Annotated in this window: 27 protein-coding genes; 18 read left to right on the top strand and 9 right to left on the bottom strand. The window is 36.5% G+C overall.

The features are described 5' to 3' along the window. Nucleotides 1-20 precede the first annotated feature (20 nt). The 3 genes from gcvT (at nucleotide 21) to M899_RS13750 (ending at nucleotide 1,984) form a co-directional block, all read left to right on the top strand. Nucleotides 21-1,097, top strand: coding sequence for a glycine cleavage system aminomethyltransferase GcvT (gene gcvT, locus M899_RS13760; protein WP_021272044.1), 1,077 nt, complete (start codon nucleotides 21-23; stop codon nucleotides 1,095-1,097). Next, entirely contained in the window at nucleotides 1,097-1,483 is a 387-nt protein-coding gene (gcvH, locus tag M899_RS13755; protein ID WP_021272065.1) for a glycine cleavage system protein GcvH, read from the top strand. Before gcvT ends, gcvH begins: the two co-directional genes overlap by 1 nt. A 207-nt stretch (nucleotides 1,484-1,690) precedes the next feature. After that, nucleotides 1,691-1,984 (top strand): hypothetical protein, encoded by a 294-nt coding sequence (locus tag M899_RS13750; protein WP_021272083.1) that lies wholly within the window; start codon nucleotides 1,691-1,693, stop codon nucleotides 1,982-1,984. Here the strand turns inward: M899_RS13750 and M899_RS13745 are convergent. The 4 genes from M899_RS13745 to M899_RS13730 all read right to left on the bottom strand — a co-directional run bounded on the left by M899_RS13745 (nucleotide 1,981) and on the right by M899_RS13730 (nucleotide 6,834). After that, on the bottom strand, nucleotides 1,981-2,880 hold the full coding sequence (locus M899_RS13745; protein ID WP_021272072.1) for an energy transducer TonB family protein: 900 nt from the start codon (nucleotides 2,878-2,880) through the stop codon (nucleotides 1,981-1,983). The genes M899_RS13750 and M899_RS13745 overlap by 4 nt on opposite strands. A gap of 68 nt (nucleotides 2,881-2,948) precedes the next feature. Beyond that, nucleotides 2,949-5,672 (bottom strand): penicillin-binding protein 1A, encoded by a 2,724-nt coding sequence (locus M899_RS13740; protein ID WP_021272082.1) that lies wholly within the window; start codon nucleotides 5,670-5,672, stop codon nucleotides 2,949-2,951. 5 nt (nucleotides 5,673-5,677) lie between these two features. After that, nucleotides 5,678-6,622: a hypothetical protein gene (locus M899_RS13735; RefSeq protein WP_021272058.1), complete on the bottom strand. Its 945-nt coding sequence runs from the start codon at nucleotides 6,620-6,622 to the stop codon at nucleotides 5,678-5,680. Next, the gene (locus tag M899_RS13730) at nucleotides 6,622-6,834 is read right to left on the bottom strand and encodes an exodeoxyribonuclease VII small subunit (RefSeq protein WP_021272078.1); all 213 of its coding nucleotides are present in this window, start codon (nucleotides 6,832-6,834) and stop codon (nucleotides 6,622-6,624) included. The genes M899_RS13735 and M899_RS13730 overlap by 1 nt, the downstream gene beginning before the upstream one ends. A 197-nt stretch (nucleotides 6,835-7,031) precedes the next feature. Between M899_RS13730 and M899_RS13725 the strand changes: the two genes are divergently transcribed. The 12 genes from M899_RS13725 (at nucleotide 7,032) to fliW (ending at nucleotide 16,324) form a co-directional block, all read left to right on the top strand. Beyond that, on the top strand, nucleotides 7,032-7,871 hold the full coding sequence (locus M899_RS13725; RefSeq protein WP_021272039.1) for a flagellar hook-basal body protein: 840 nt from the start codon (nucleotides 7,032-7,034) through the stop codon (nucleotides 7,869-7,871). Between the two features lie 7 nt (nucleotides 7,872-7,878). Next, nucleotides 7,879-8,715, top strand: a complete 837-nt coding sequence (gene flgG / locus M899_RS13720) for a flagellar basal-body rod protein FlgG (protein WP_021272037.1) — start codon at nucleotides 7,879-7,881, stop codon at nucleotides 8,713-8,715. Further along, nucleotides 8,715-9,593, top strand: coding sequence for a flagellar basal body P-ring formation chaperone FlgA (flgA, locus tag M899_RS13715; RefSeq protein ID WP_081653842.1), 879 nt, complete (start codon nucleotides 8,715-8,717; stop codon nucleotides 9,591-9,593). The genes flgG and flgA overlap by 1 nt, the downstream gene beginning before the upstream one ends. Then, a complete protein-coding gene (locus tag M899_RS13710; protein WP_021272032.1) occupies nucleotides 9,590-10,387 on the top strand; it encodes a flagellar basal body L-ring protein FlgH in 798 nt (265 codons plus the stop codon). Before flgA ends, M899_RS13710 begins: the two co-directional genes overlap by 4 nt. Before the next feature lie 4 nt (nucleotides 10,388-10,391). Beyond that, entirely contained in the window at nucleotides 10,392-11,405 is a 1,014-nt protein-coding gene (locus M899_RS13705) for a flagellar basal body P-ring protein FlgI (protein WP_021272070.1), read from the top strand. Between the two features lie 102 nt (nucleotides 11,406-11,507). Next, a complete protein-coding gene (locus tag M899_RS13700; RefSeq protein ID WP_021272036.1) occupies nucleotides 11,508-11,966 on the top strand; it encodes a hypothetical protein in 459 nt (152 codons plus the stop codon). Continuing rightward, a complete protein-coding gene (gene flgM / locus M899_RS17950; RefSeq protein ID WP_021272034.1) occupies nucleotides 11,959-12,282 on the top strand; it encodes a flagellar biosynthesis anti-sigma factor FlgM in 324 nt (107 codons plus the stop codon). Before M899_RS13700 ends, flgM begins: the two co-directional genes overlap by 8 nt. A gap of 5 nt (nucleotides 12,283-12,287) precedes the next feature. Further along, nucleotides 12,288-12,791, top strand: coding sequence for a flagellar protein FlgN (locus M899_RS13690; RefSeq protein WP_021272050.1), 504 nt, complete (start codon nucleotides 12,288-12,290; stop codon nucleotides 12,789-12,791). Between the two features lie 13 nt (nucleotides 12,792-12,804). Further along, a complete protein-coding gene (gene flgK / locus M899_RS13685) occupies nucleotides 12,805-14,271 on the top strand; it encodes a flagellar hook-associated protein FlgK (RefSeq protein WP_021272064.1) in 1,467 nt (488 codons plus the stop codon). A 3-nt stretch (nucleotides 14,272-14,274) separates the two neighbouring features. After that, nucleotides 14,275-15,300, top strand: coding sequence for a flagellar hook-associated protein FlgL (gene flgL, locus M899_RS13680; protein ID WP_021272093.1), 1,026 nt, complete (start codon nucleotides 14,275-14,277; stop codon nucleotides 15,298-15,300). Nucleotides 15,301-15,441: 141 nt separating this feature from the next. Next, nucleotides 15,442-15,672 (top strand): carbon storage regulator CsrA, encoded by a 231-nt coding sequence (gene csrA, locus M899_RS13675; RefSeq protein ID WP_021272091.1) that lies wholly within the window; start codon nucleotides 15,442-15,444, stop codon nucleotides 15,670-15,672. An 82-nt stretch (nucleotides 15,673-15,754) separates the two neighbouring features. Next, on the top strand, nucleotides 15,755-16,324 hold the full coding sequence (gene fliW / locus M899_RS13670; protein ID WP_021272062.1) for a flagellar assembly protein FliW: 570 nt from the start codon (nucleotides 15,755-15,757) through the stop codon (nucleotides 16,322-16,324). A gap of 50 nt (nucleotides 16,325-16,374) precedes the next feature. Here fliW and M899_RS13665 read toward each other — a convergent pair whose 3' ends face one another. From M899_RS13665 to M899_RS13645, 5 genes are all read right to left on the bottom strand, one after another. Next, entirely contained in the window at nucleotides 16,375-17,106 is a 732-nt protein-coding gene (locus tag M899_RS13665) for a tetratricopeptide repeat protein (protein ID WP_021272048.1), read from the bottom strand. 2 nt (nucleotides 17,107-17,108) lie between these two features. Beyond that, nucleotides 17,109-17,873 (bottom strand): outer membrane protein assembly factor BamD, encoded by a 765-nt coding sequence (gene bamD / locus M899_RS17945; protein ID WP_021272073.1) that lies wholly within the window; start codon nucleotides 17,871-17,873, stop codon nucleotides 17,109-17,111. A gap of 63 nt (nucleotides 17,874-17,936) precedes the next feature. Continuing rightward, nucleotides 17,937-18,983, bottom strand: coding sequence for an AI-2E family transporter (locus M899_RS13655; RefSeq protein WP_034729523.1), 1,047 nt, complete (start codon nucleotides 18,981-18,983; stop codon nucleotides 17,937-17,939). Next, on the bottom strand, nucleotides 18,964-19,581 hold the full coding sequence (locus tag M899_RS13650; RefSeq protein ID WP_021272054.1) for a cyclic nucleotide-binding domain-containing protein: 618 nt from the start codon (nucleotides 19,579-19,581) through the stop codon (nucleotides 18,964-18,966). The genes M899_RS13655 and M899_RS13650 overlap by 20 nt, the downstream gene beginning before the upstream one ends. Before the next feature lies 1 nt (nucleotide 19,582). After that, nucleotides 19,583-20,248, bottom strand: a complete 666-nt coding sequence (locus tag M899_RS13645) for an SH3 domain-containing protein (protein ID WP_021272053.1) — start codon at nucleotides 20,246-20,248, stop codon at nucleotides 19,583-19,585. Between the two features lie 83 nt (nucleotides 20,249-20,331). On the opposite strand from M899_RS13645, the gene M899_RS13640 reads away from it, so the two are divergent. The 3 genes from M899_RS13640 to M899_RS13630 are packed head-to-tail and all read left to right on the top strand — an operon-like array spanning nucleotide 20,332 to nucleotide 24,259. Continuing rightward, nucleotides 20,332-21,696: an aminotransferase class III-fold pyridoxal phosphate-dependent enzyme gene (locus M899_RS13640; RefSeq protein WP_021272033.1), complete on the top strand. Its 1,365-nt coding sequence runs from the start codon at nucleotides 20,332-20,334 to the stop codon at nucleotides 21,694-21,696. A 15-nt stretch (nucleotides 21,697-21,711) separates the two neighbouring features. Further along, nucleotides 21,712-22,731: an arginine N-succinyltransferase gene (locus tag M899_RS13635; protein WP_021272089.1), complete on the top strand. Its 1,020-nt coding sequence runs from the start codon at nucleotides 21,712-21,714 to the stop codon at nucleotides 22,729-22,731. 13 nt (nucleotides 22,732-22,744) lie between these two features. Then, a complete protein-coding gene (locus tag M899_RS13630; RefSeq protein WP_021272061.1) occupies nucleotides 22,745-24,259 on the top strand; it encodes an aldehyde dehydrogenase family protein in 1,515 nt (504 codons plus the stop codon). Nucleotides 24,260-24,263: the final 4 nt, after the last annotated feature.

Below are 24,263 nucleotides of genomic sequence, written 5' to 3'. Positions count from 1 at the left end.
AAAATTATTAAGGAGAAATCATGTCTCTACAACTTACTTCATTGCATAATAAGCATGTAAACCTTGGTGCGAAAATGGCGCCATTTGCTGGTTTTGATATGCCACTTCAATACTCTTCAGTTAAAGAAGAAGTTATCGCTGTTCGTTCAAACTGTGGTGTTTTCGATGTTAGTCACATGGGAGAATTTCTATGTGTGGGTGAAGACGCAGAAAAGTTTGTGGACTTCATGGTAACAAATGATTTTCTCGGAGCAGGATCTAATAAGGCCGTTTATTCTCCACTATGTAGAGAAAACGGAACTGTCATCGACGATCTTATTGCTTATAAACTTTCACATGGTCGCGTTCTTATTTGTGTAAACGCATCGAATATTGAAAAAGACTGGGATTGGTTCAATGAATTTGTGGGAGACTTTGACTGTACTCTTACAAATCTTTCAAGCGAATACTCACTTTTGGCCATCCAAGGTCCTAAGACAGAACAAATCCTAAAAGATTTAGAAATTATCGATAGTGCTGAATTCCCATACTATTCTGTTAAAGAAAGTGAATTCAATGGAAATGAATTAATTCTCGCAAGAACTGGTTACACAGGTGAGGATGGATTTGAAATTTTCTGTTCACATAAATTCGCAGGAGAACTTTGGGACAAACTTCTTTCTGTTGGTGTCGCTCCATGTGGTTTGGCAGCGAGAGACGTCCTAAGAGTTGAAGTTTGTTATCCTCTTTACGGTCACGAAATTACAGATGACATAACTCCATTGGATGCTGGTCTTAAGTGGACAGTAAAACTTAATAAACCTGAGTTCATTGGCAAACAAGCATTAAGTGAATATCAAGCCAAGTACACTCTTGTTAAGCTCGCTCTTGAAAAAGGAATTCCAAGAGAAGGTTATGAAGTTCTTAATGCCGCAGATGAAATCATTGGAAAAGTAACTTCTGGAACAATGTCAGTAACTGCGAATAAAGGTGTGGCCATTTGCCAGGTAGAAGCAAACAAAAATCCAAAAGATAAAAACTATAAAATTAGAATTCGTAAAAATGATTTCGAAGCAACATACTATGCGAAAGCTTTTGTAACAGGAGGACACAAATAATGTCTCATCAAGTACCATCAACACTTAAGTACACTAAAGACCACGAATGGGCGAAAATTGAAGGTGATATCGTAACTATCGGTATTACAGACTTCGCACAATCAGCTCTAGGGGACATCGTCTTCGTTGAGCTACCAGAAGTTGGTTCAACTCTAGATCAAGCAAGCACTTTTGGTGTTGTTGAATCTATTAAATCTGTAAGTGATTTATACTCACCAATTACTGGTGAAGTTGTTGAAGCAAACAACGAACTTGAATCATCTCCAGAGCTTTGTAACCAGTCTCCATATGACTCATGGATCATTAAAGTAAAGGCAACGAACCTTTCTGAACTTGATTCACTACTGTCAAGTGCTGATTACGAACAACATTGCAGCGAACTATAATCTTAGGAAGCCCCTGCTTTTGCGGGGGTTTTCAACTAATTCACACAACTTATCCACAATTTTCCTAAACATATTCACACCGCATATCTAAACGAATTACCTACTATAAACTTTTTTTAATTGTGGCTTTTTTTACTTCACAAACTGTTGTTAAAGTCTCATACTGCAAGCGTTTGACAGGCCCATCTGAAGAGGATTTCCAGAGCTATGAATAACAATCAAGAATCAATTCAATTAATCAATACAGCAATCATCAAGAGCAAAGAAAAAAGAATTGATAGCAGCTATGAAGAAAGACTATCGGCCACTTGTCAGACAGAGGCCATTAAAGCTCTTTCAATTGCGATCTCACATTTAGCAGAAAGCCAAAAAATTTCTTACGACCAAGCGGCAATTCAAATTGTTGAAACAGTTAGAGAACTAGACTCAATTTGGAATGATTACGTAATGATGGAAGGGATTAACAAGCTAAAGACTATGCTTAAGTCTTCATCTCACTAAGATTTTACAACAAATCCCCATTCGATTGTTGCAACACCATTTTTAACAAGTCCCTTTGGAGGATTTGGAAATGGCCCAGCTTTATTAAACGATTCGATAGCGGCTTCATCAAGTTCTGCAATTCCTGAAGTACTTTTAACTATAATGTCGACAATATTACCTTTCTCATCGAGAACGATTCTAAGTGACGTTATATGATTTTCACTCGCTGGAACACGTCTTCCAGAACTCATTATTTTCTTGGCCTTCTCTTGGATTGAATTACCCCAATACTGCTCAAGACGCTGACGAATTCTAAAATAGAAGCCGTAATACTTATACTCTGTAGTATTAAGTTTAGTCATATCACCTAGGGGAATTTCTTCTACGAAGTCATTCGCACGTGACAATCCTCGTTCATTTGCATTTCCATTTTTAAGGCCTTTGGCCTGTGCCATCACATTTTTCTTAACTGGATTTTTTGAGAAGGCCAAATCAGAAAATGAAATTTTCTTATTCTTACCTTTTTTAACTTTTTTCTTTGGCGTTTTATCATTCTTTCCACCTTGATCCATATCCATCGCTGTTTTTGAACCTAGGCCGGCCTCTTTAAATGAGCCAATATCTTTGGAAACACTCTGACGATCAACTCTTTGGTTGCTGTGACTCAAAAACTTAGAATCTTCAGGTTTCTCTTGATTTTGTTGTTTGATATTATTAACGATTTGTTTTTCAACTTTTGCTTTATCTTTAAAAACAAGTTTAATCTTCTGAGGTTTCTTTGGTGCTTCTTCTTCAGAATTTTTAATTAGAGAGTAGACATCATATTTTGAAACAAGAAAACCAACGTGAATCATAAATGAGAAAAATACACTCATTAAGATTACTTTTTTTAAATTTGTTGGTTGATTCTTCATCGCGCCTCGCTCACGGTGCTATAGCACCATGAGCTTTATCGGCAGGTAGATTTTTTACTTAAAAGGTTTTACTGATTATTGAAGTATTCATCATCTTCAAGTAGCTGACCTTTAGGGTCAACTTTTATCTCTTCAACTGTCTCAGAACCTGGCTCAGTTCCTTCAACAAATGATTCCAGAAAATACTCTTTCTCACCATTCTTTGCGAGGCGGCCAGTCTCTTTATTAATCGGAACGTTAACAATTCCTAAAGGAACACTGAAGTCACGCTCTCCATATCTTTCAATGGCCTTTTGCATGAAATCTTTCCAAATTGGAAGCGCAGTTTTTGCACCAGTCTCACCCCAACCGAGAGTCTTATTGTCATCGAATCCTGTCCATACACCCGTCACTACGTTTGCTGAAAAACCGATAAACCAAGCATCAACATAGTTGTTAGTTGTTCCTGTTTTCCCGCCCAAGAAGGTACTTACACTCTTAGCACCTTTTCCTGTTCCATAATTAACAACACCCTTCATAAGGTTTGTCATAATATAGGCAAGTCTAGGATCGTAAACTTGTTCATCATTTAAAAGTTCATGATAAGGATTTATTTTCTTTTCTTCTTCAACTTGTGCGACTTCCTCTTGGATAGGTTCTTCTACTGGTTTTACTTCAGTTGTTTCAACTTCAGGAGCTACGACATCATCCTTATTCAAATTATCAAGATTGTCGTACTGTCTTCCTTCGCGATCAGTAAGAGAAACTATTGATTTAACCTTCAAGAGTTTTCCACCATTAGGAAAAATTGAAAATGTCTTCACAATATCCATTAGAGTAACGCCAAAAGACCCGAGAGAAAGACTTAGGTCTCTATCAAGCTTGGCATTGAATCCAATTCTATCCATGAATTTAAATATTGTTGGCACTCCAATTTTTTCAGTAATTTTGATCGTTGGAATATTTCTACTTTGTTCAAGTGAGTTTCTATATGTAATTGGCCCTTTGAACTTTCCATCATAATTTCTTGGCTTCCAATTTAAACTTGCATCAACTCCCCCAAGGGCCTCTGGTGAATCTATAATAATAGAATTAGGTGTAAATCCATTTTCTAGACCAGCGGCAAATAGAAGTGGCTTAAATGATGATCCTGGCTGTCTTCTTGATTGTAGCGCTCTATTAAATTGAGAACGTTTGAAATCATAACCTCCAACCATAGAGATTAGTTCTCCTGTATCAGGTCTAATTGATACGAGCCCGGCCTCTGCAATCGGCTCTTGATCCAGCATAACAAGAAGATATTTTTCTTTCTCAACAATTTCTTTATCTTTACTTCGCTCTAGTCTCTCTTTTCCTGTTGACCACATTTGCGGCAACAGACCAGTGTTTTTCCCCATTAGCTCAACAAGGATTTTGTCACCAGGTTTTACAATACTGCTAGGACGAGTCACATATGGAAAAAAGTTTCTTTCTTCACTAATGATTCTTTCATGTGCCCATCTAAAATATCTATATGGAATAACCCCAGTAAGACCACCTAGATTGACATAAATCAATCGTGAATCGTCATCAGTATGTAGAACATACGCCTCGTAAGACTTGCCTACTTCAAGAGCATTTAAAAGTTTGTCGTCTTTTAAATTACCATGCAGATAATTTTTTGATCTAATTTTTCCAGTGAATTCATCACGATGTTCTACAATTTTTGTGAGTTCTTCTTCGTCAAAGGCCATTTCATATTCCCTTTCCAAAGATTCACTTAACGTGAAAAACTCAGACTTATTCATATAGAAGTCTGTTCTGAATTTTTTAATATATTCATCATTAATTTCAGATGGTGCTAAAGTCGCAAGCGGTCCATTAAATCCCTGTCTCTTATCTACTTCTTTTACACCATAACGTACTTGTAATTCTGCTGCCTTTTGTAGCTCATAATCAAGAGTTGTTTGAACTTTATAACCACCAGTTAAAAACTCTTCTTCGCCAATGGCCGTGATAACTCTTTGACGAATCCAATCTGTGAAATAACCCGCTCTGAAATCATTATCTTCACGAAGCCTAAATCTAATTTTTTCTTTTAGGGCCTCTTCATACTGCTCTTTTGATATTTTTCCGTTGGCCAACAATCTCCCTAGAACATAGTGTTGTCTCTTATATGCAAACTTTGGATTAATATAAGGGGAATAGCGCCCAGGAGCAACGAGAAGACCAGCAATCATGGCCGACTCGGCGACAGTCGCTTCACTTAACTCTTTACCGAAGTAACCACGAAATGCCGTTTTAACTCCGTAGTATCCACCACCAAGATAAACTTGATTTAAATATAAAAATAAAATCTCTTCCTTAGTAAACTTCTCTTCAATTTTTTGGGCCAAAAGGAAATCTTTTACTTTCCTAGAAATTGATCGTTCACGAGATAAAAGAAGTGACTTTGCAACCTGTTGGGTGATTGTACTTCCCCCTTGCACAACTCGACCTGCCTTAATATTTGCAAGCATAGCTCTAAGAACACCTAGGTAATCAACTCCTTTATGTTCATAGAAACCATCATCCTCCGCAGACAAAAATGAATTCACAATCAGTTTTGGAATCTCATCAAATTTTGCAATTTCTCTGCGCTCTTTACCAATTTCAGCTAAGACAACCCCATCTTTAGATAAAATCTGTGATGGTAATGCTGGTTTATAATCGGCCAAACTTTGAATTTTCGGTAATCCGAATGAAAAATAAACAAATAGCAAGGCAAGGGCGATAACTCCAAGAATACCAGCAGTTAATCCGCCTAGGATCAGTCTTATGATCAACTTCTTCATTAAATCTATTCCTCTTTTTTATCTTTTAACTCAGTCAAAAAAGATTCTACTTTTTTGCAATATTCCTTCCCTACTTGAATTACATCACCAATTTTCTCAGTATCTAATTCAAATTCATCCACAGGAATTTTGAGTTTTAAATCTGCACGTGTATCAAATTTTATATTATGACCGATCAATTTTCCATAGACGCCATAAAGATAGTCATTAATTGAATTCAATTTCAATTTATCTCCAAGGACATCTAGGACAATGACATAGTCAGCTCTTTTTTTAAGCTCCTCTACTATATCATCTTCGCTGCCAAATACTGAATTAACGTTATTGCCGCTAAAAGTTAAAGAGAGATTGTTTAAAAGCGACGTTTTCAAGTTTCCTTTAAACGTAAGAACATTTTTCTTCTTTTTTAAATCATATTCAGCAACAGCTAAAACCTTTGTTGCTCCTTGAATTCTTTTGTTCTTAAACTCTTTGTCTACAAACTTAACTATTGTCTCACTCCAATCCTTTGAATAAATTGTCTTATTCTTTATCTCTTCAGACATTTGATAAAGTTTCCAGTCAATTTCCTCAGCGGTTAAATCATAAGCGTATAAAGATGCTATCATCGCAGAAAACTCTGCTCCAGCAATGATATGAAAATCTAGATCCATTCTTTTTAAGCACGAAATAACTGGAATGTAGGCAAATGATTTATGAAGTCCTGGTCCTAAATAGAGGGCAATAACTTTTTTATTTTCAATTTTTTCGTCATAAACTTGATCAGGGCCCTCAACATTTATAGGACCCATATCTAGAGATCGAACTCTTTCTTTACTGATAAAGGGCGAGCTTTTAATGGCCATTGTTTTATCAACATCTACACCAGTGAAAAGAATATTTCTCTCTTTCTCTGATTGAGAACATGAAAAACAAATGAATAGGATAAAAACAAAAGCGAGATATCGCACTATTCTAATTCTTCTTCTTTTAGACTATCGGTTAGTTTTGAAAGCTTCTTCTCGGCCTTAGTGAGATAGTCTTTGCAGCCTTTATAAAGTTTAACACCTTTTTCAAAGGCCACTAAACTTTCATCCAATGAAAGCTCACCAGATTCAAGTTCACGCACAACTTTTTCAAGGTCTGTTAATGATGATTCAAATGAATTTGTTTCTTTACTCATATGTCATACCTTTGACGCATCATGGTCATAATTTGAGAAAAATTTTCATATATCTCTATATCTATAACATTATTATCTCTATCTGAAACCAGTTTTGACATAATTTCAAAGACTTATTCAGTGGGTCAATTTTACCCATGTGGAATCTATGGCATAGGGATTGATACTATTTTCCTAAGGCTCACCAGGAGGGTGAATTGAAGGAATTATGGGTCCCACTTTCTGGCGCGATTGCTCAACAGAGGAAAGTTGAAACAATTGCCAACAATGTTGCTAATGCAAACACACCAGGATTTAAAAAGGACGAAGTTACATTTCGTGAATATCTCACGGCACTAGATAAAGGTGTCGAGGACATTGATATACCCAATAAAGAATTTGCTCCAGAAGATTTTTACAGAAGCCAGGGTGCTGAACATTCTAAAGTTGAGGCGGATGGCAATTACACAATTTTTGAACAAGGACAATTAAGACCTACTAAAAACCCATTAGATGTTGGGTTATTCGGCAAGGGCTTTCTTGAAGTTCTTACACCAAATGGTATTCGTTATACAAGAAGAGGTATGCTCTCTTTAGATAATCAAGGACATCTTGTAACCGATCAAGGCTTCAAAGTCTTATCTAAACTAGATCTTCCTCCAGATTTAAATACAAACGTAAATGCAGTAAACACACTTCCAAAACCAGAAGAGCGTTTTATTAAGGCCAATGGTGGAAATATTTCTATAAATCTTCAAGGTGAGATTTTCACTGGCAATATCAAAGTCGGAGAAATGAGCGTTCGTGAATTCAAAGATATTCACGCCCTAAGAAAAGAAGGGAGTTCATTATTCATAAATAAAGATCTGAACAATATTTCCAACACTCCACTTAAAACAGCTATTCATCAAGGTTATGTAGAACAATCAAACGTTAATGCCATTCAGGAAATGTCTGAGCTTATCAAAGCACACAGACACTTTGAAAGTATTCAAAACGTTATAAAAACTTACGACAACATTAGCAGTAAAGGTGTTAATGAAATCTCTAAATTTTAGGAGTCTTATGAAGACAACACTAGCACTTATTCTCTTTATGTCAGCTAATACCTATGCAATGTTTGGCGCACTCAACACTGCTGCGACAGGAATGGCGGCACAGGAAACACAAGTTGGTACAATTTCAAACAACATTGCCAACGTAAATACTATTGGATTTAAAAAACAAAGAGCTGAGTCTGAAGATTTGCTTTACAACACTGTTACTGAAGCAGGGGCTAGGTCAAGTCAAAACACTCAATATAACGTTGGATTACAGATTGGTTCTGGGTCCAAAATTTCAGCCGTTAGAAAAGAATTTTCACAAGGTATGCCTAGGATTACAAACAACCCATTTGATCTAATGATCAACGGAGAAGGTTTTTTCGGTCTTGTTAAACCTAATAACGAGGTACTTTATACAAGAGATGGCTCATTTAACGTCGATCAAACAGGGACAGTGGTAAATAAGCAAGGCTATAAACTTTTTCCAAATTTTTCTTTTCCCCAAGGAACAAAATCAGTTTCAATTGGCGAGGATGGTACTGTTGAGGCATATGTTAATGGTCAACTTGAACCAGTGAATCTAGGACAAATTCCAGTTTTCACTTTTGTAAATCCAGTAGGACTTAAGTCTGCTGGTGGAAACAATTATCTTATAACAACAGCATCTGGTGAACCCATTCAAAACGTAGCAGGTCAAAGTAACTCAGGCGTTGTAGTCCAAGGCTCTCTTGAAAACTCAAATGTAAACGTAATGAATGAGATGACTGATTTGATTCGTGCTCAAAGGGCCTACGAAATGAACTCTAAAGTCATGGGTGTTACAGATCAAATGATGCAAACGCTGAACAATATTAGGTAATGATGATTAAATACTTTTTCATTTTATTCACATTCATCGCTTCTTTTAAGGTTTTATCGTGTGAAATGACATTGCCCGATAAAATCTTTTTCATTAATGATCAAAAAATTGAAACTTTGCCTGCAAGTTTACAAACTGCTTGTGACCAAAGTTCAACAATCGACCTTGTAAATTCTCTAAAAAACTCTAACGGTGTTATTCCCGGTTTTCATATTGCTAGAGGTGCTAGCATAGAAAACTTGAAGATCACTAATAATAAGGTTCAAATAAATTCACTAAACGAATTTGTTAAAGAAAAATTAAATCTTGCAGGAGATTTATTCATTACAGATTTAAAAGTGACAGGAATCGATGGAGCGCTCACTCTTACTGAAGATCAAAACCTAAATATCAAATGTTATCAATGTGAGCGTCCTGGAACCTATGCTTTAAATATTGAAATCAACTCCCCTTTTGGAAAAGCAACAAAGTGGGGTCAGATTCACATTCAAAGACAAGTACAAGTTGTAAAAGTTAAAGATGAAATACGTGCTATAAACACAGATTTAACTCCAGATATGTTCGAAGAGGCCTTGATCTTCACAGATAGACCGAGCGATTATTTAAAAAGTAAAAACGAAGTAGTTTTTTATAAAAACAACAAACATTTTCCGGTTGGTCATGCAGTAAAGAAATATGACATTGTTCCAATCAATCTTGTTCAAAGAGGTCAACAGGCCAAAGTTGTTATTCAGTCGAGTTCTTTAAAACTTTCTGGATATGGAATTCCTTTGCGAAGTGGTGCGAAGGGACAAAACATTGAACTAAGAAACCCAAAATCAAACAGAACATTTTCAGCAACAGTTATTGATTTTAACAAGGTATTGGTCGAGCTATGAAGTCTATTCTATTTATTTTATCACTCTTTCTTTTCACTTCATGTGCTAGTTATGTAGATCGCATTCACAAAGAATTAGATAGAGAAGAACAACAAAACTATAATGCCAATTATAAACGTGGTTATAACACTTTTGATCAATTCAGAGCTCCGCAAAGAAGTAATCCAAACGGATACTATGCGCCAAGATCTGCTCCACTAAACACTGTCACATCAGCTCAACAGTCTGTTATTCAGCCCAATATTAAAAGACAGTACAACACTCAAGAAGAATTCAAAAAAAGAGTTACCGCAAGAGATCTCGAGGATAATAGTGACGAAGGAAGTCTATGGACTGGTTCAGGTAATGAAAACTACCTCTTCACCAAAAACAAATGGAAAAAGAACGGAGACATTGTTCTTATAAATGTTCAATCTAAATTAAAGAATGAAATTACTCTTGAACTTAAAAGAGCATTTCCTGATTACCCAACTCGTAAAAAAGAACAAGAAAAAGGACCTGCTTCTACAGATCCCGCCGCAGCAGCAGCGACGCCACCAGCGGCGTCAGGTGCAGAAGATGATACGGCCTCAGAAGACGGTGATCCAGAGAAGGTTCACGACAGAATTTCTGCTGTTATTGTTGAGGAAATCAGTAAAGATCACCTCCTTGTAAGAGGTCAAAAACTGGTTCTTTACAAAAATCAAAAACGCTTAATTGAATTACAGGCACTCGTGTCGCGTAAAGATATATCAGATGAAGATACCATTAGTTCTTCAAAATTTTTAGAGTCTAACGTAACAGTTATTAGGTGATTAAATGAAAAGAATTCTATTACTTTCTTTGTCTCTTCTTTTTTCAAACGTGTCCTTTGCTAAGGCCTCACGTCTTAAAGATTTAGTCACTGTAAAAGGTGTTCGTGAAAATCCAATTATCGGATATGGTCTTGTTATAGGACTTAACGGTTCTGGTGACGGTGGTGGTGAAATAACAAACACATCGCTTAAGAGAATGTTTCAAAAACTTGGGCTTAATCCACAAACAGAAGTGACTTCTAAAAACGTTGCTGCCGTAATCGTTACCGCTAAAATTCCACCATTCGCTCGCGTTGGCCAAAAAATAGATGTAACTGTTTCCTCTATTGGAGATGCTTCATCTCTTGCGGGTGGAACTTTACTCGTAACTCCCCTTAAAGGTGGTGATGGTAATGTATACGCAGTTGCAAACGGTCCCCTTTCAATTGGTGGTCTAAAGCAAGGTGCAAAATTTGCGACAACAGGACTTATTCCCTCTGGAGCATCTGTTGAAAGAGAAATCAACTTAGATTTTGATCGTAAAAACTCACTTCGACTTTCTTTAAATAATGCCGATTTCACTACAGCTGCGAGAATTGAAAGAACAATCAACCAAGAACTTGGCGGTAAGTATGCTAATGCCAAAGATGCTACAACGATTGATTTAATTGTCCCTGTACATTACCAGAGAAGTGTTGTTGCTCTCATGGCAATTGTTGAAAACTTTAAAGTTGAAACAGATCAATCAGCTAAAATTATCATCAATGAAAGAACTGGTACTATCGTGGCCGGTGGTGATGTCCTTCTCAAAGAGGTGGCGATCAGCCATGGGAACCTGACAATTGAAGTCGGAGAAGGCCAAGGTGGTGGCCAAAATGCGGCAAAATCTGCCTCTGCCGTTTATTTTGAAGAAAAAACTACACTTAATGATTTAGTTAAGGCCCTAAATGCCTACGGAACGACTCCAGAGGACCTTATTTCGATCTTTCAGGCCCTTAAAAAGAATGGCTCAATCATAGGAGACATTGAACTAATATAATTTTTACAATGGCGGAAAGCACTTTTAATACTAGCTTTCTATCCATATTTAAGGCACAATAATAGAAGGTGATTCTAGGATTGAATCTCCCAGGAGCTCAGGATGAGTAATGTTGACATCAAAATTCATAATCCAAAGATTGCTATTGGAAACAATAGTAAGCCTGCAGCTTCAAAAAACATTGATACAAAACAATATATTCCAGAACCCTATCGCGAAGTCGCAACTGGTATGGAAGAGCAGTTTGCAAATTTTATGATCGCCGAAATGGAAAAATCTGTCGGGAATCTTCCTACTGATACAGCTGGTGATTACTATGCAACTCTAATGCGTTCTAAAAGAGCTGAGATGATGGCGAAGAAAGAAAGTTTAGGTCTTCAAAATGTTATCTTAGATCAAATATATCCAGAGGCCCAAAGAACTAAAGAGGCCTATGATGCTTACCAAAAGATGGTAGCAATGAATAATTTCAGTCGTAAGAAGATTGAAATTCATGATCAACCAACACAAGATATCCAAATGGTCAGAAAAACTTCTGCCAAGGAGCTAACGCATGAATAATATCGACACTACTCGCTCTGGTTTTTTTCCTAATTCAAAAACGACTAAAGAAACAAATTCAAAAGTTGCTGATGTCGTTCTAAGAAAAAATACTCCAGAACGTGCAAACGAACTGAAAGCTTTTGCTAAGACTGATTCAAAGGTTGATATTTCTGACGCTATCAAAGACTTCTCTAAAATTAAAAGAGCAGTAGATGCGGCACCAGAAATCGACAACTCAGATAAGATCGCTAGCTTAAAAAGTAGAATTCAAGCTGGTACATACAATGTTGATTACGATGCACTGGCAGACCGTATTTTAAGTGAGGAGATGTAGGATTAATGGAAAGATCAAAGCTTAATCTAGAAATTCTTTATTATAGAATTACAGATCTTTGGAAGGAGTTCTGCGAACTTCATAATAGCTTATTTGATCTTACATGTGATGAATACTCCCTGCTTCTTAAAAGCGATCTAGAGAATCTTGAAACTAAAGTTGAAGAGAAGAAGGCCATTATTCAAAAAATTTCACTAATCGAAAGTGAGCGAGTCCTTTTGATCGATGATTTAAATAAAGAGCTGAGTGACGATAAAAAAATCAGTACCGTTTCTGAATTAATTACTTATTTTAGAGAATTCGAAGATAAAAATAATTTGAAGCACCTTTTTCGCTTCAATGCACTATTGATTGATATTATCGAGAAGATACAAGATCAAAATAAGAGAAACCAAATTTTCATTAACAAGGCGATTCATGCTCTTAAAGAGATTCGCCATGAGGCCGTAGGTCAGAAGAACTACGCTACATATAACTCACTTGGAAAACAAACATCCAAGGCACTTTAACTAGAGGTTCGCGTTGTCTGATTTATTAAATATTGGACGCACAGGTTTAAATGTTTCCAAGAAGTCTCTAGAGACTACAGGGCACAACATTGCCAACGCAAACACTGAAGGTTATTCACGTCAAAGAGTTAATCAAACTACAAATATTTCTATTGTAAAAGGTGGTTTAAACCACGGAACGGGTGCAAGAATTAAAGATGTTACTCGTGTCCATGACCCTTTTGTAGAAAAAAGATTTCGCGATCAAACATCTAGTCATGAATATTATGAAAAAAGATCTGAATATCTCACCCAAGTTGAAGAGGTATTCAATGAAATTGACAATGGTGGTTTAAACCAAGTTATGAACCGTTTTTTTAACTCTTTCAGAGACTTGGCTAACCAACCAGAAAATGAAACGATTCGCTCTGTTGTACGAGACAATGCCCAACTTGTAATAAAAGATTTCAAACGTATCCGTGAATCATTAGACATGATTTCTAGAAATATTGATAATTCAATGTCTCGTTCAGTCGAAGACGTTAATCAAACTCTTAAAAATATCGCCGGCTTAAATAAAAAAATAGCCGAACTAGAGGCCGGTGGTTCAGAAACTGGTGACCTACGCGACCAAAGAGATATTGAAATTAAAGAACTTTCAAAAGTCATGAAAGTTCATACATACGAGGATGAAAAAGGTAGTTTTGTTGTTTCAGCTGTCGGAGTTGGTACTCTTGTAACAGCGGCTCAAACGATTCCACTTCGCTATGGTACAGAAAATAAGGAAGCTGGAACTACCCAACTCGATGGATCGGGCCAGGTTTATTATCAAGGTCGTCCTGCAGCGACACTTACTGAGCGTTTCCAAAAAGGTACGATGGAGGCCATTGCTGAGGTTCGTGATCAAGATGTTGCAGGCCTTAGAAAGAAAATTGATGAAATTGCCTATAATTTTATAAATGCTGTTAACGCTATTCACAGAAAAGGATTTGCTCATCGTGACGTAAAAATGGATGAAAATGGCAATCCAATGCAAAGTGCCGATGCAAAAGGTCCGCTAACAGGCATCGACTTTTTTCAGGCCCCAGCAGCAATGAGCGATGCGGCCCTAAACATTGAATTAAGTACGGCCGTTTCAAGTGATCTCACAAATATTGCAACTGCTCTAGCTCCAAACTCACCTGGGGATAACCGCGTTGCTGTTGCAATTTCAAAACTCCAACATGAAAAGTATCTTGATGATGGAACGGCCACAATTGAAGAATATTTTCTACAGACTATCGGAAACGTTGGTCTTGAATCAGGGAAAACTAAAATTGACCTTGAGCAATCAACTGGTCTTTTAGCCCAAATTAAAAATATTAAAGAAAGAATTAGCGGTGTTTCAATAGATGAAGAAGCCGCAAATATGGTTCGCTTCCAACATGCTTATGAAGCGGCCGCAAAAGTTATGAAAACTGCCGATGAAATGTTTAGAACGGTAATTGACCTTAAAAGGTAATAGATGACGAGAGTATCTGAAAACAGTCAGACAGCTTCCTTAAAGTTTGCCTTAAATAAGGCAAAGACTAAAATGGAAGACCTTCAACTTAAAGGTTCTACTTTAAAGAAGCTCACTCGTCCTTCAGATAATCCCGTTAGCAACGTTGAGTCCATGGCGCTGACAAGTAGCATGAACGACAATAAACAGTTTGTTAGAAATGCCAATTATGCTCTTATGCATTTGAACGTTACAGAAAGATCTTTAGAAGAACTTACAAATATATTAGTTAAGGCCAAAGAAGTTGCAATTGCGCAATCATCAGACTTTTACAACTCTGATGTGCGTAAGAATATTTCTAATGAAATCATTCAGCTTAAAAATTTGGCCTTATCTATTGCTAATAAACGTATTGGCCAAAAATTTATTTTTGGTGGGTTCTCTACTTTAAAGCAACCCTTTGACGGTTCAGGAAATTATCACGGAGACAAAGGTCACGTGAATCTTGAAGTTTCAAAAGATTTCTTTGTTCCTATTAACGTTAATGGTAGCGAAGTATTTTACTCTTCAGAGTCTACTCCAACAGATCAGGATCATCCGCTAAGAGAATTTCCTGATCTACAAAGTGCACCGAAGAACCTTCCAACAATTCCGGAAGGCGAGGCCTCTCGAGATCTTGCATCAATTAATGTAAGTCCCGACGGTTTTGAAAAGAGGGAGAATATTTTTGCCCTACTTGATAACTTGGTCTCTGGGCTTGAAAATAATGACCCTAAAGTAATTCAAGACTTACTTGAAAAATTTGATGATGCAACTTCTAGACTTATTACTTTAAGAACCAAAGTTGGTTCAGTTATAAGCTCTGTAGAAACATCGATGAATACAATTGAAGCTGAGAATATTGATCAAGCTGAACGTCGCTCTACGTTAGTAGATGCCGATGTCGCTGAACTATTTTCAGATATAACTAAGCAGCAGGAAGTTCTAAAAACGACTTATAAGACCACGCAAGGTCTTATTAACAACACGCTTTTAGATTTTCTTAAGTAACGCTTAGCGAAGTACAACAGTTAATAAATTTTATATAATTATTACACTATAGCTGGACTTTTTTCCTTGCCTTTTATACGACAAGGTAATATATGAAGCTGTGCGGACCGAATCAGGAAGGTTCAGTAGAAGAGGTTGAATATGCTGGTATTAACACGGAAGCTGGGTGAATCAATCGCAATTGACGATCACATCAAGATCGTAGTCGTTCAAATCAAGGGAAAACAAGTTCGCTTAGGCATTAAAGCGCCTAAAGAGACCAAAATCCATAGAGAAGAAGTCTACCAATCCATCCAAGAACAAAACACTGAGGCCTCGAAGGCAGATCTTAGCTCAATTTCGTCACTGAATGACGAACTGAACAAGAAATAAATTCCTTCTTGCCCTTTTGCCCCTACGGCTGTTAGAATCTTTCCATCGGGCCAAAGTGGCCTTGGAGATTTGGAGGCTAAAAGTGAAAATCAACACAACTAGATTTGGCGAACTTGAAGTAGATAACAAAGATATAATTACTTTGGCCGATGGCCTTTTAGGTTTTGAAAACCTAACTAAATTCTTTGTTGTTGATCCAGGTGACCAGACTCTAATTCTTTGGTTACAATCTTCTGAAGATGCTGCTACTGCATTTCCAATGATCGAACCAAAAATCTTCAAGCCTGATTATTCAGTGAAGCTTCTACCACAAGAACTTAACAGTCTATCACTTGAGAACTTAAACAACGCAAGCATTTACACTATCCTTACGATTCCACAGAACGTAAAAGATATGTCTGCAAATATGAAAGCTCCAATTGTTATCAACAATAAGACTAAAGTTGCGAGACAAATTGTACTTCAAGATTCAAAACTAGAAGTTAAGTACCCAATGTATACAGATCTTAAGAAATACATCGTGAACTACTCTTCTGATGATTCAAGAAGAACAAATGTAATGATTGATGCTAAAGAAGAAACTACTGTTGTTTCTCAAGACACTGCAGCTGATAATTCAAACAAATCAAATCCACAAAATCTAGAAGCCTAATAAAAAGGCCTCCATTAGGAGGCCTTTTTTTTTACCAATTTTTCAATTATTTAAATACTTGTTTCAGTCGCTGTCTTAGATAAATTTAAGTACATCGCTGCTTCAGAATTTCCACCAGACATGGCAAGAACTCTTTCCCATTCGGCCTGAGCTTCAAGAATCTTTCCATTTCCGTAATAAAGAACACCCATTGCAATTCTTGCTGGATGATAATTTGGATATTCATTTTTCAATTTTTGTAGTTCATCAAAGGCCTTAGATACAAATCCTTTCTTTGCATAAACTTTTGCTATTTTAATTCTCGTTTCTAGATTCTCTGAATCAAGTGCAATTACTTTATTGTACTCAAATAGTGCTTCATCAAAACGATTATAAGTAAGATATAAATCCGCTATTTCTAAATGCTTAATCGCAAATTTTTTATTGATATGCTTATCTTCAATGCGATCGCCAGTCTTCTTTGCCTTAACTCTTTCATTGGCCTTCTCGAAAACTTTTTTAGCATCTTCATAGTGACCGATATCGTTATAAAGAACGGATAAACTAATGGCCGCATCTGTATGATTAGGATCGATTTCAAGTACCTTATTGAAGGCCTTAATGGCCTTTCCAATCTCACCTTTAATGTGAAATATATTGGCCATATTAAAAAAGGCCTCAAGATTCTTACCATCTACTTCAATAACTTCGTTATAAAGTGCTAATGAATTAGAGTATTCACCGCGATTAAAACAATCCTTTGCTTTACTTAATAGTCCTTCAAGATCAATTGTCTTATCCACTTTTACTCCTTAATTGTGCACTTATCGTTTACGTCTTTTGCAAGCGTACTGTATTTTTTAGAAATAAGTGTCGAGTACATTCTGTATACAGATTTACAGTCATTCATTTCTTTCAGATGATACGAGGCCTGCATATATTTAAAAACCGCATAGCTTCTAAGCTCAACATCGTCTGCGAATTGTTCTGCGATTTTTTTGTAACGTATGCGAGCTGGATTAAATTTTTCAGTTTTATAATAGAAGTCAGCAATATACTTCTCTTTATCTTTGATCATCTGTTTAGACGTTTGAATTTTTTCAACAGCACCTTTTGCATACTCTGAATTTCTAAACAGCCTTAACATCTCTTCAAAGTACTTAATCGCCTCATGGGCCGCAGTTAAATCCCTATCAAATGTTGAAGGAATCTGCTGATAGTAAGATTCAGCAATTTTATAAATTACATAATCTAAATTCTCAAATTTAGGGTGAAAATCACGGAAGATAATATATGAAGCAGCAGCTTCAACATAGTTTTCTTGTTTAAAAAGAATATCAGCTTGCATTAGCTCGGCCTTGGCCGTGTAAACACTGTAAGAATATTTAGATCTAATTGTATTTAGCTTTTCAGTAGCAAGTAGGTAGCGTCCGGCATCATATAGCTCTTGCGCTTCTTGATAGAGAACTTCTGCTTCTGTCTGTCCTTGTGGTCTTTCTGTGGCACATGAACCAAGAAATAGGCCAAGCGCTAGAACAATGAGATTCAACTTTTTTCCAAATTTATTCACTATTTCTCCAAATGATAAAACCGCTTTGTGCAGTTTATCATTTTGGAAAAGTGATCGTCAAAATCATTTGAATCTCGTTAGATAAATCTCATTGTAGACTTCTATAAAAATAAGTTTCAACGCGGCGGCCAAAGGTATTGAAATAACCATACCCAGAATCCCAAACGCTTGTGATCCCACTATAACGCTAAGAACAACAACTATTGGGTGTAGGTCTACAATTTTTGAAACAAGAATTGGGAACACCAGAGCAATATCGATAGCATTAGCAATAATATAGAGAATACACATTGCCCCAAATGTAGTCCCCATTCCATAATCAACCATTCCAAAGATCAATGCTGGCACCATTCCAAGAACTGGGCCCAGGTAAGGAATAACATTTGTAAGTCCAGCAATGAGTCCAAATAACAATGCAAAACGAACATTGAGAAGCATTAGGCCTAGCGTGATAACAATACCAACAATTGAGGCCTCGACAACTTTAGCAAAAATATAGTTCCCCAATTTCTTATTAAATTGATGAGATAAGAAATAGAATCGTTCAAAGATATTATTTGGCGTAATCCTCATAAGAATCATGAGAAGCTTGTCGCCATCTTTAAGCATAAAAAAGAAAAAAAGTGGGACAACAAAAATCCATTCAATGATATTTGCAATAGATTTTGGTAGATTTAAAAGAAAGTTAGCAGAACTTTCTCTAACGTAGTTAAGACCTTCGCTTATATGCTTTTGTTCGACCTCATAACCAATTCTTTTTTTGATTTTTTGACGTAGGGCCTGTGTTTCAGTTTCAATATAACGTTCAACTTTAGGAATGTAGTACTGAAAATTTTGTGACTCCGTAGTAATCAGCGGAGCCACTTTAACGACTGGGTAAATACTAAAAAATAAGACCCCGATAAAAATAACCCAAATCGATAGGTCTCGGTTTAATCCCATTTTTGTTAGTCTTGGTACCAGTGGTCCAAAAATCATATTTAAAATAAAAGCGATCCCTATAGGGATTGTGATTCGAGGAAGGTATACAAGAATACTAAAAGCCGTTATTAAAACTGCAAAGAAAAAGCATAACCTAATGATTTCTATTTTAGTCTTTTTTACTTGCATTTAACTCTTCTTCTAATAGGGCTATTTTTTGTTTTAGTCTTTTTAACTCTGCTGTTACGTTATAAAAACGATTGGCCGTGATTACAGAAACCGAGTGAAGAAACTTCGTGGCCACAACTGGATGTGATTGAATCATCTTCTCCAAGTCAGGTTTAAATATACCTAAAAGTTCACTTTGCTCACCCGCAACGGCAGAAGCGTTTCTGAGTCCTTTCTCTTGTAAGATTGAAAGTTCACCAAAATAATCGTTACGATCTAAGCTCACAATTAAATTCGTTCCACCATCTTCACAATTTGTACAAATCTTTACCGTTCCTGAAAGGATTAGATAAAAACCAACACCAATATCCCCTTCTTTAAAGACAAACTCATCTTTTGCAAAGTTTCTATGATGCATGAAGCGAGAGAGAATCATTAGCTCGTAATCTGTAAAGCTACTAAGAATTTGAACCTTTCTTAAAAACTTTGGAATCGTTTGCTTATTTCGAACAAGTGGATTCGCTTGCCAAAAATACTTAAGAACAGGAATGTCCAAAGTCTCAGGCAAACTTTCATTGTTTTGAATCTTTTTTTCAATTTCTTGTTCGTAACTACTCATTTTATAAATTTCCTAATAAGTCTTTTTTAACCCAACCAGCATATTGTTTTGGATATTCAACCATGACCCATTTCTTGTTTTCTTCTCCAAGAATAATTTTTGCACCAGCGGCCAGTTCTCCAATCATTCCGTATACACCAGAGGGACCTTCTAAAATTTTTTGGTTTTGTAATGCAATTGCGACTTTATATTTTGACTTTATAAAGTAATGGGCCCCTGAAGGCATTAAAGATAGAACAACTAAAAGAGCAAAAATTCGCTTCTTTGTAATTTTTCCCATACGCAAGAGAATGGCCAACAACAAAACAAGAATCAGTGAAAAACTTAGTACTAAATCAGTACCCATTTTCATTGAAAAATTTATCACCTTATCGCTTGTGACTTCGGATGTTGAAAGGTCATTCAATGGCAATTTTTTCATCAAGAAATCTAGGTTGTTACGGGCCTTTATATTGAATGGCGATTCTTTTAACGCCATTTCGAAATTGTAGCGCCCTGCTCCAAGGTCATTATTCTTAACAAGAATAGTTCCTAAATTGTAATGAAAATCACTATTGCTAAAGAGTGACTTGTTTTTAATTAAAAGCCCCATGGCCTCATCGTAGTTGCCGTTTAAATAGAGCTCTTCTAATGACTTTAAGATGTCTGATGTGCTAGTATTTTCCATAGTTTTATTATCTCTAACGAGTTTTTTTTCGCAAGCATGGGCGCATAAAGAACTTTTGTCCCATCATAATTAAAGGAACAGATATGATTCACGGAGTACAATCAGGACAAATACAAGAGTTGTCAAATAAGTTATTCTCAGAAATTCTTTTAGAGCAAACGAAGATCATGGGTGTAAAACCCGCTGATGAAGATAAGAAACATCTTTCAGAAGAAGTTATTAATGAATACGCCTCACTAAAAGGTAGAGGGTTTTTCTTCAATTATATGTCTTCAGGTAGAGGTCATGGACCTTTCACTGAACTTGTTGATGGTTCTGTTAAATTTGATCTAATCGGAGCGATCGGACCAAATCTACTTGGTCACTCTCACCCAATTACAATCAAAGCACATTTAGAAGCAGCAACTAGTGATGTCATGATGTGTGGAAACCTTCTTTCACATCAAGAACCTTACAAACTTTCTAAAGTACTTTTAAATGCTGTTAAAAAATCTAGACTAAAACACTTCTGGTTTGCTGGTTCAGGTTCTTTTGCCAACGACTCGGCCCTTAAAATGCTTTGGCAAAAAAAGGCCCCGAACTATAGACTTATTGCATTTCAAAAAGCTTTTGCTGGTAGAAGTATTGCCACACAAGATATTACTTACAATGCTGGGTACAGAGAAGGAATGCCACAAACGATTCAAGTTGATCACATTCCTCACTTTGATCAAAACGATCCGACAAATGCACTTCAAAAAACAATTGATGCCCTTAACGAACTTGTTAAAGAGAGACCTAATCAACACTGCGCTATCATGATGGAACTTATTCAAGGTGAAGCAGGTTTTGTTTATGGTACTAAAGAGTATTACGAAGGTGTCTTTAAGTGGGCAAAAGACCACGGTCTTTATGTTTGGGTTGATGAGGTTCAATCATTTGGTAGAACTCATGAACTCTTTGCTTTCCAACACTTCGGTCTAGATGAATATGTTGATGTTGTTACTGTAGGTAAGGCCCTACAAGCATGTGGTACACTTTATACAGAAGAACTTAATCCTAAACCAGGTCTTATTGCTGGTACTTTCAATGGCTCTATCGCTGCACTTAATGCGGGTGAAAAAGTCGTTCGCTACCTGACAGAAGGAAACTTCTATGGTGAGAACGGTCGCATGAAAGAACTTGAAGGAAAGTTTATTTCTAAACTTAACCACCTTGGTGCAACAACTTGTAAAGGCAAAATCGGTTATGCTGGTGGTGTTGGGACAATGATCTCGTTTGAAGTTGGTGACAGCTCAAAAGATGCTACTGATAAATTTATTAAAAAATTATTTGAAAATGGAATTATTTGTTTCTCTGCAGGAAAAGATCCTGTCAGAGTTCGATTCTTAATTCCAACTTGTTTAACAGACGAACATATCGATGATATTTTTAAGATCATCGAAAAAACGGCACAGGAAGTGTTGTAATAAATCGGAGAATTTATGTTTTTATTAAGGGCCGTTAAGGAGAAAGATTTAGATGACTTATTTACATTAAGTCAGCATTACCTCTTCATCAATCTTCCTCCGGACAGAGATATTATCCACGATAAAATCAAAAGCTCTGTTCAGGCCTTTACCAATCCATCAAAGAAACTCGAGGACAATCATTATATTTTTGTTCTCGAGGATGTGAAGAGAAAAACGATCATTGGCTGTTCAATGATCCATGCCCAACACGGAACAGAGGACGAGCCTCACTACTTCTTAAAAGTTGGACAAGAGAATAAATTCAGTAAATCTATCAACACTGGATTTATTCATGGAACTCTAAAACTTGGTTATGATACAGATGGTCCCACTGAAATCGGTGGGCTTATTTTAGATCCAGAATACAGAAACAATCCTTTCAAGTTAGGTAAGCAGCTATCATTTGTTCGCTTTCTCTATATGGGAACAAACAGAGATCGCTTCAAAGAAATGATCCACTCTGAACTAATGCCTCCATTTGATAAAGATGGAAAATCTCCCCTTTGGGAGGCCATTGGCAGACGATTTTTAAATCTTGAGTATCATGATGCCGATCTTCTAAGCCGTTCAAATAAAGAATTTATTCTTAGTCTTTTCCCATCTGGAATTATTTACGAAACACTTCTCCCTATTGAAGCGAGAAATGCCATTGGAAAAGTTGGAAAAGACACAATTCCTGTTAAAAGAATGCTTGAAAACATCGGTTTCAAATACATGGATGAGGTAGACCCATTTGATGGCGGCCCTCACTATCGTGCAAAAATGGATGATATTTCAATTGTTAAGAAAATCGCAAAAAAGAAGATCGTATTCAAGGAAAATCTCATTGACACTAATAGAGCTGTTTTATTTGAAATTCCCCAAGCTGAACATTCTTATGCTGCTATTTACGCCAATGCGATCGAAGAAGATGATACAATATTCATAGATAAGTCTTATCAAGATGAGTTTGAACTCGAAGATAATTTTGAAACGAATATAACTTTTGTATAAAAAGGAATCTTATATGGAACTTAAAGGTAATTATTATAATGGAGAATTTCATCCTAACTTGGGTAAGGGATCTTCAAGCACTCAACTCTTTGTAGAACGTGAATGCCCCTCAGACCTAAGTCTAACTCTTTGGCGTTGTCCTATTGAGTATCAAGATGTTGATCATGTTGTTGAATCGGCCATCAATGGTTTCAATGTTTGGAGAAAAACACCACTTGAAGAAAGGATTGCGATTTTTGGACGCTATAAGGCGGCCCTTTTAGAGAAAAAAGAAGAAATCTCGCGCGCAATAGCCCTAGAGGTTGGAAAACCACTTTGGGAAGCAAGAACAGAGGCCCAATCTTTAATTGGTAAGGTTGACGTTACAATTAACGATTCTCTTCCAAGAATTAACAAGAAGCATTTTCCAGAAATCATGCCACACACACACGGGCATATTTTCTTCAAGCCAATTGGTCCATCGTTAATTATTGGTCCATTCAATTTCCCATGTCATTTGGCCAACGGTCAGATTCTAAGTGCTCTTATTGCAGGAAACTCAATCATCTTCAAACCTTCTGAGAAGACATGTTACAGTGCTCAGCTTATGTTTGAATGTCTTGCTCAAGCAGGATTTCCAACTGGTGTTGTAAACTTGATCCAAGGAGATGGTGAAGTCGCAAGAAGAATTCTAAAAGAAAAGGCCATCAAAGGTGTATTCTTCACAGGTTCAAAAGAAGTTGGACTTAGAATTCTTGAACAAACTCATAAAGATCTCGGAAAACTTGTTTGTTTAGAACTTGGTGGTAAAAACCCATCAATCATTCACAAAGATACAGATATTGATCATGCTCTCGCAGAAATCATTAAAGGTTCATTCCTTACGACTGGTCAGCGTTGTACTTCAACGGCGATTACAGTAATCCATAACGATATTAAGGATGAATTCATTGATAAATTCCATGCATTAGCAAAAAGAATTATCGTTGATGATCCAATGAATGAAGAAGTTCTTCCTTTCATGGGACCACTTATTGATCAAAGATCACTTGATCAATACTTACTATTCCAAGGAATGGCAAAACGTGAAGGTATTGAAGAGATTATGCGTGGTAAACAACTAGAGAGATCTAAAAAAGGCTACTATGTTTCACCATCAATTCACCTAGCGAAAGCATGGGATAACAAGTCTCACTTTCTTCAAAGTGAAATTTTTGGTCCAAACAATACATTTGTTCCTTATACAGATATTGAAGAAGCTATTACAATTGCCAATAGTACTGAGTACGGTTTAGCCGCTTCAATTTTCACAAAAGATAATGCTATCTTCGAAAAATGTGTGATGGATATCGACGCAGGCCTTGTTAACAGAAACCGTTCAACTGTTGGAGCTAGTGCAAAACTTCCTTTCGGGGGTGTCAAAAATTCTGGTAACTATCATCCAGCTGCTGTTACAACAATTGATGCTTGTGTTTATCAACTATCAAGTTTAGAAATCGAAAATGATTTTGTAGAAGATTTCAATACCATTACTGGTTTAATGAAATAAAAAA

This window comes from Bacteriovorax sp. BSW11_IV (genome assembly GCF_000447755.1).
In the GTDB taxonomy this organism is placed as follows: Bacteria; Bdellovibrionota; Bacteriovoracia; order Bacteriovoracales; family Bacteriovoracaceae; genus BSW11-IV.
The sequence above is the reverse complement of the archived record's forward strand: the minus strand, read 5'-3'. Positions and strand labels throughout refer to the sequence as shown.

What these genes read in the sequence shown, in the direction of transcription:
- gcvT (WP_021272044.1), top strand. Translation starts at nt 21, where the DNA reads ATGTCTCTACAACTTACTTCATTGCATAATAAGCATGTAAACCTTGGT.
- gcvH (WP_021272065.1), top strand. Translation starts at nt 1,097, where the DNA reads ATGTCTCATCAAGTACCATCAACACTTAAGTACACTAAAGACCACGAA.
- M899_RS13750 (WP_021272083.1), top strand. Translation starts at nt 1,691, where the DNA reads ATGAATAACAATCAAGAATCAATTCAATTAATCAATACAGCAATCATC.
- M899_RS13745 (WP_021272072.1), bottom strand. Translation starts at nt 2,880, where the DNA reads ATGAAGAATCAACCAACAAATTTAAAAAAAGTAATCTTAATGAGTGTA.
- M899_RS13740 (WP_021272082.1), bottom strand. Translation starts at nt 5,672, where the DNA reads ATGAAGAAGTTGATCATAAGACTGATCCTAGGCGGATTAACTGCTGGT.
- M899_RS13730 (WP_021272078.1), bottom strand. Translation starts at nt 6,834, where the DNA reads ATGAGTAAAGAAACAAATTCATTTGAATCATCATTAACAGACCTTGAA.
- flgG (WP_021272037.1), top strand. Translation starts at nt 7,879, where the DNA reads ATGAAGACAACACTAGCACTTATTCTCTTTATGTCAGCTAATACCTAT.
- flgA (WP_081653842.1), top strand. Translation starts at nt 8,715, where the DNA reads ATGATGATTAAATACTTTTTCATTTTATTCACATTCATCGCTTCTTTT.
- M899_RS13710 (WP_021272032.1), top strand. Translation starts at nt 9,590, where the DNA reads ATGAAGTCTATTCTATTTATTTTATCACTCTTTCTTTTCACTTCATGT.
- M899_RS13705 (WP_021272070.1), top strand. Translation starts at nt 10,392, where the DNA reads ATGAAAAGAATTCTATTACTTTCTTTGTCTCTTCTTTTTTCAAACGTG.
- M899_RS13700 (WP_021272036.1), top strand. Translation starts at nt 11,508, where the DNA reads ATGAGTAATGTTGACATCAAAATTCATAATCCAAAGATTGCTATTGGA.
- flgM (WP_021272034.1), top strand. Translation starts at nt 11,959, where the DNA reads ATGAATAATATCGACACTACTCGCTCTGGTTTTTTTCCTAATTCAAAA.
- M899_RS13690 (WP_021272050.1), top strand. Translation starts at nt 12,288, where the DNA reads ATGGAAAGATCAAAGCTTAATCTAGAAATTCTTTATTATAGAATTACA.
- flgL (WP_021272093.1), top strand. Translation starts at nt 14,275, where the DNA reads ATGACGAGAGTATCTGAAAACAGTCAGACAGCTTCCTTAAAGTTTGCC.
- csrA (WP_021272091.1), top strand. Translation starts at nt 15,442, where the DNA reads ATGCTGGTATTAACACGGAAGCTGGGTGAATCAATCGCAATTGACGAT.
- M899_RS13655 (WP_034729523.1), bottom strand. Translation starts at nt 18,983, where the DNA reads ATGCAAGTAAAAAAGACTAAAATAGAAATCATTAGGTTATGCTTTTTC.
- M899_RS13650 (WP_021272054.1), bottom strand. Translation starts at nt 19,581, where the DNA reads ATGAGTAGTTACGAACAAGAAATTGAAAAAAAGATTCAAAACAATGAA.
- M899_RS13645 (WP_021272053.1), bottom strand. Translation starts at nt 20,248, where the DNA reads ATGGAAAATACTAGCACATCAGACATCTTAAAGTCATTAGAAGAGCTC.
- M899_RS13640 (WP_021272033.1), top strand. Translation starts at nt 20,332, where the DNA reads ATGATTCACGGAGTACAATCAGGACAAATACAAGAGTTGTCAAATAAG.
- M899_RS13635 (WP_021272089.1), top strand. Translation starts at nt 21,712, where the DNA reads ATGTTTTTATTAAGGGCCGTTAAGGAGAAAGATTTAGATGACTTATTT.
- M899_RS13630 (WP_021272061.1), top strand. Translation starts at nt 22,745, where the DNA reads ATGGAACTTAAAGGTAATTATTATAATGGAGAATTTCATCCTAACTTG.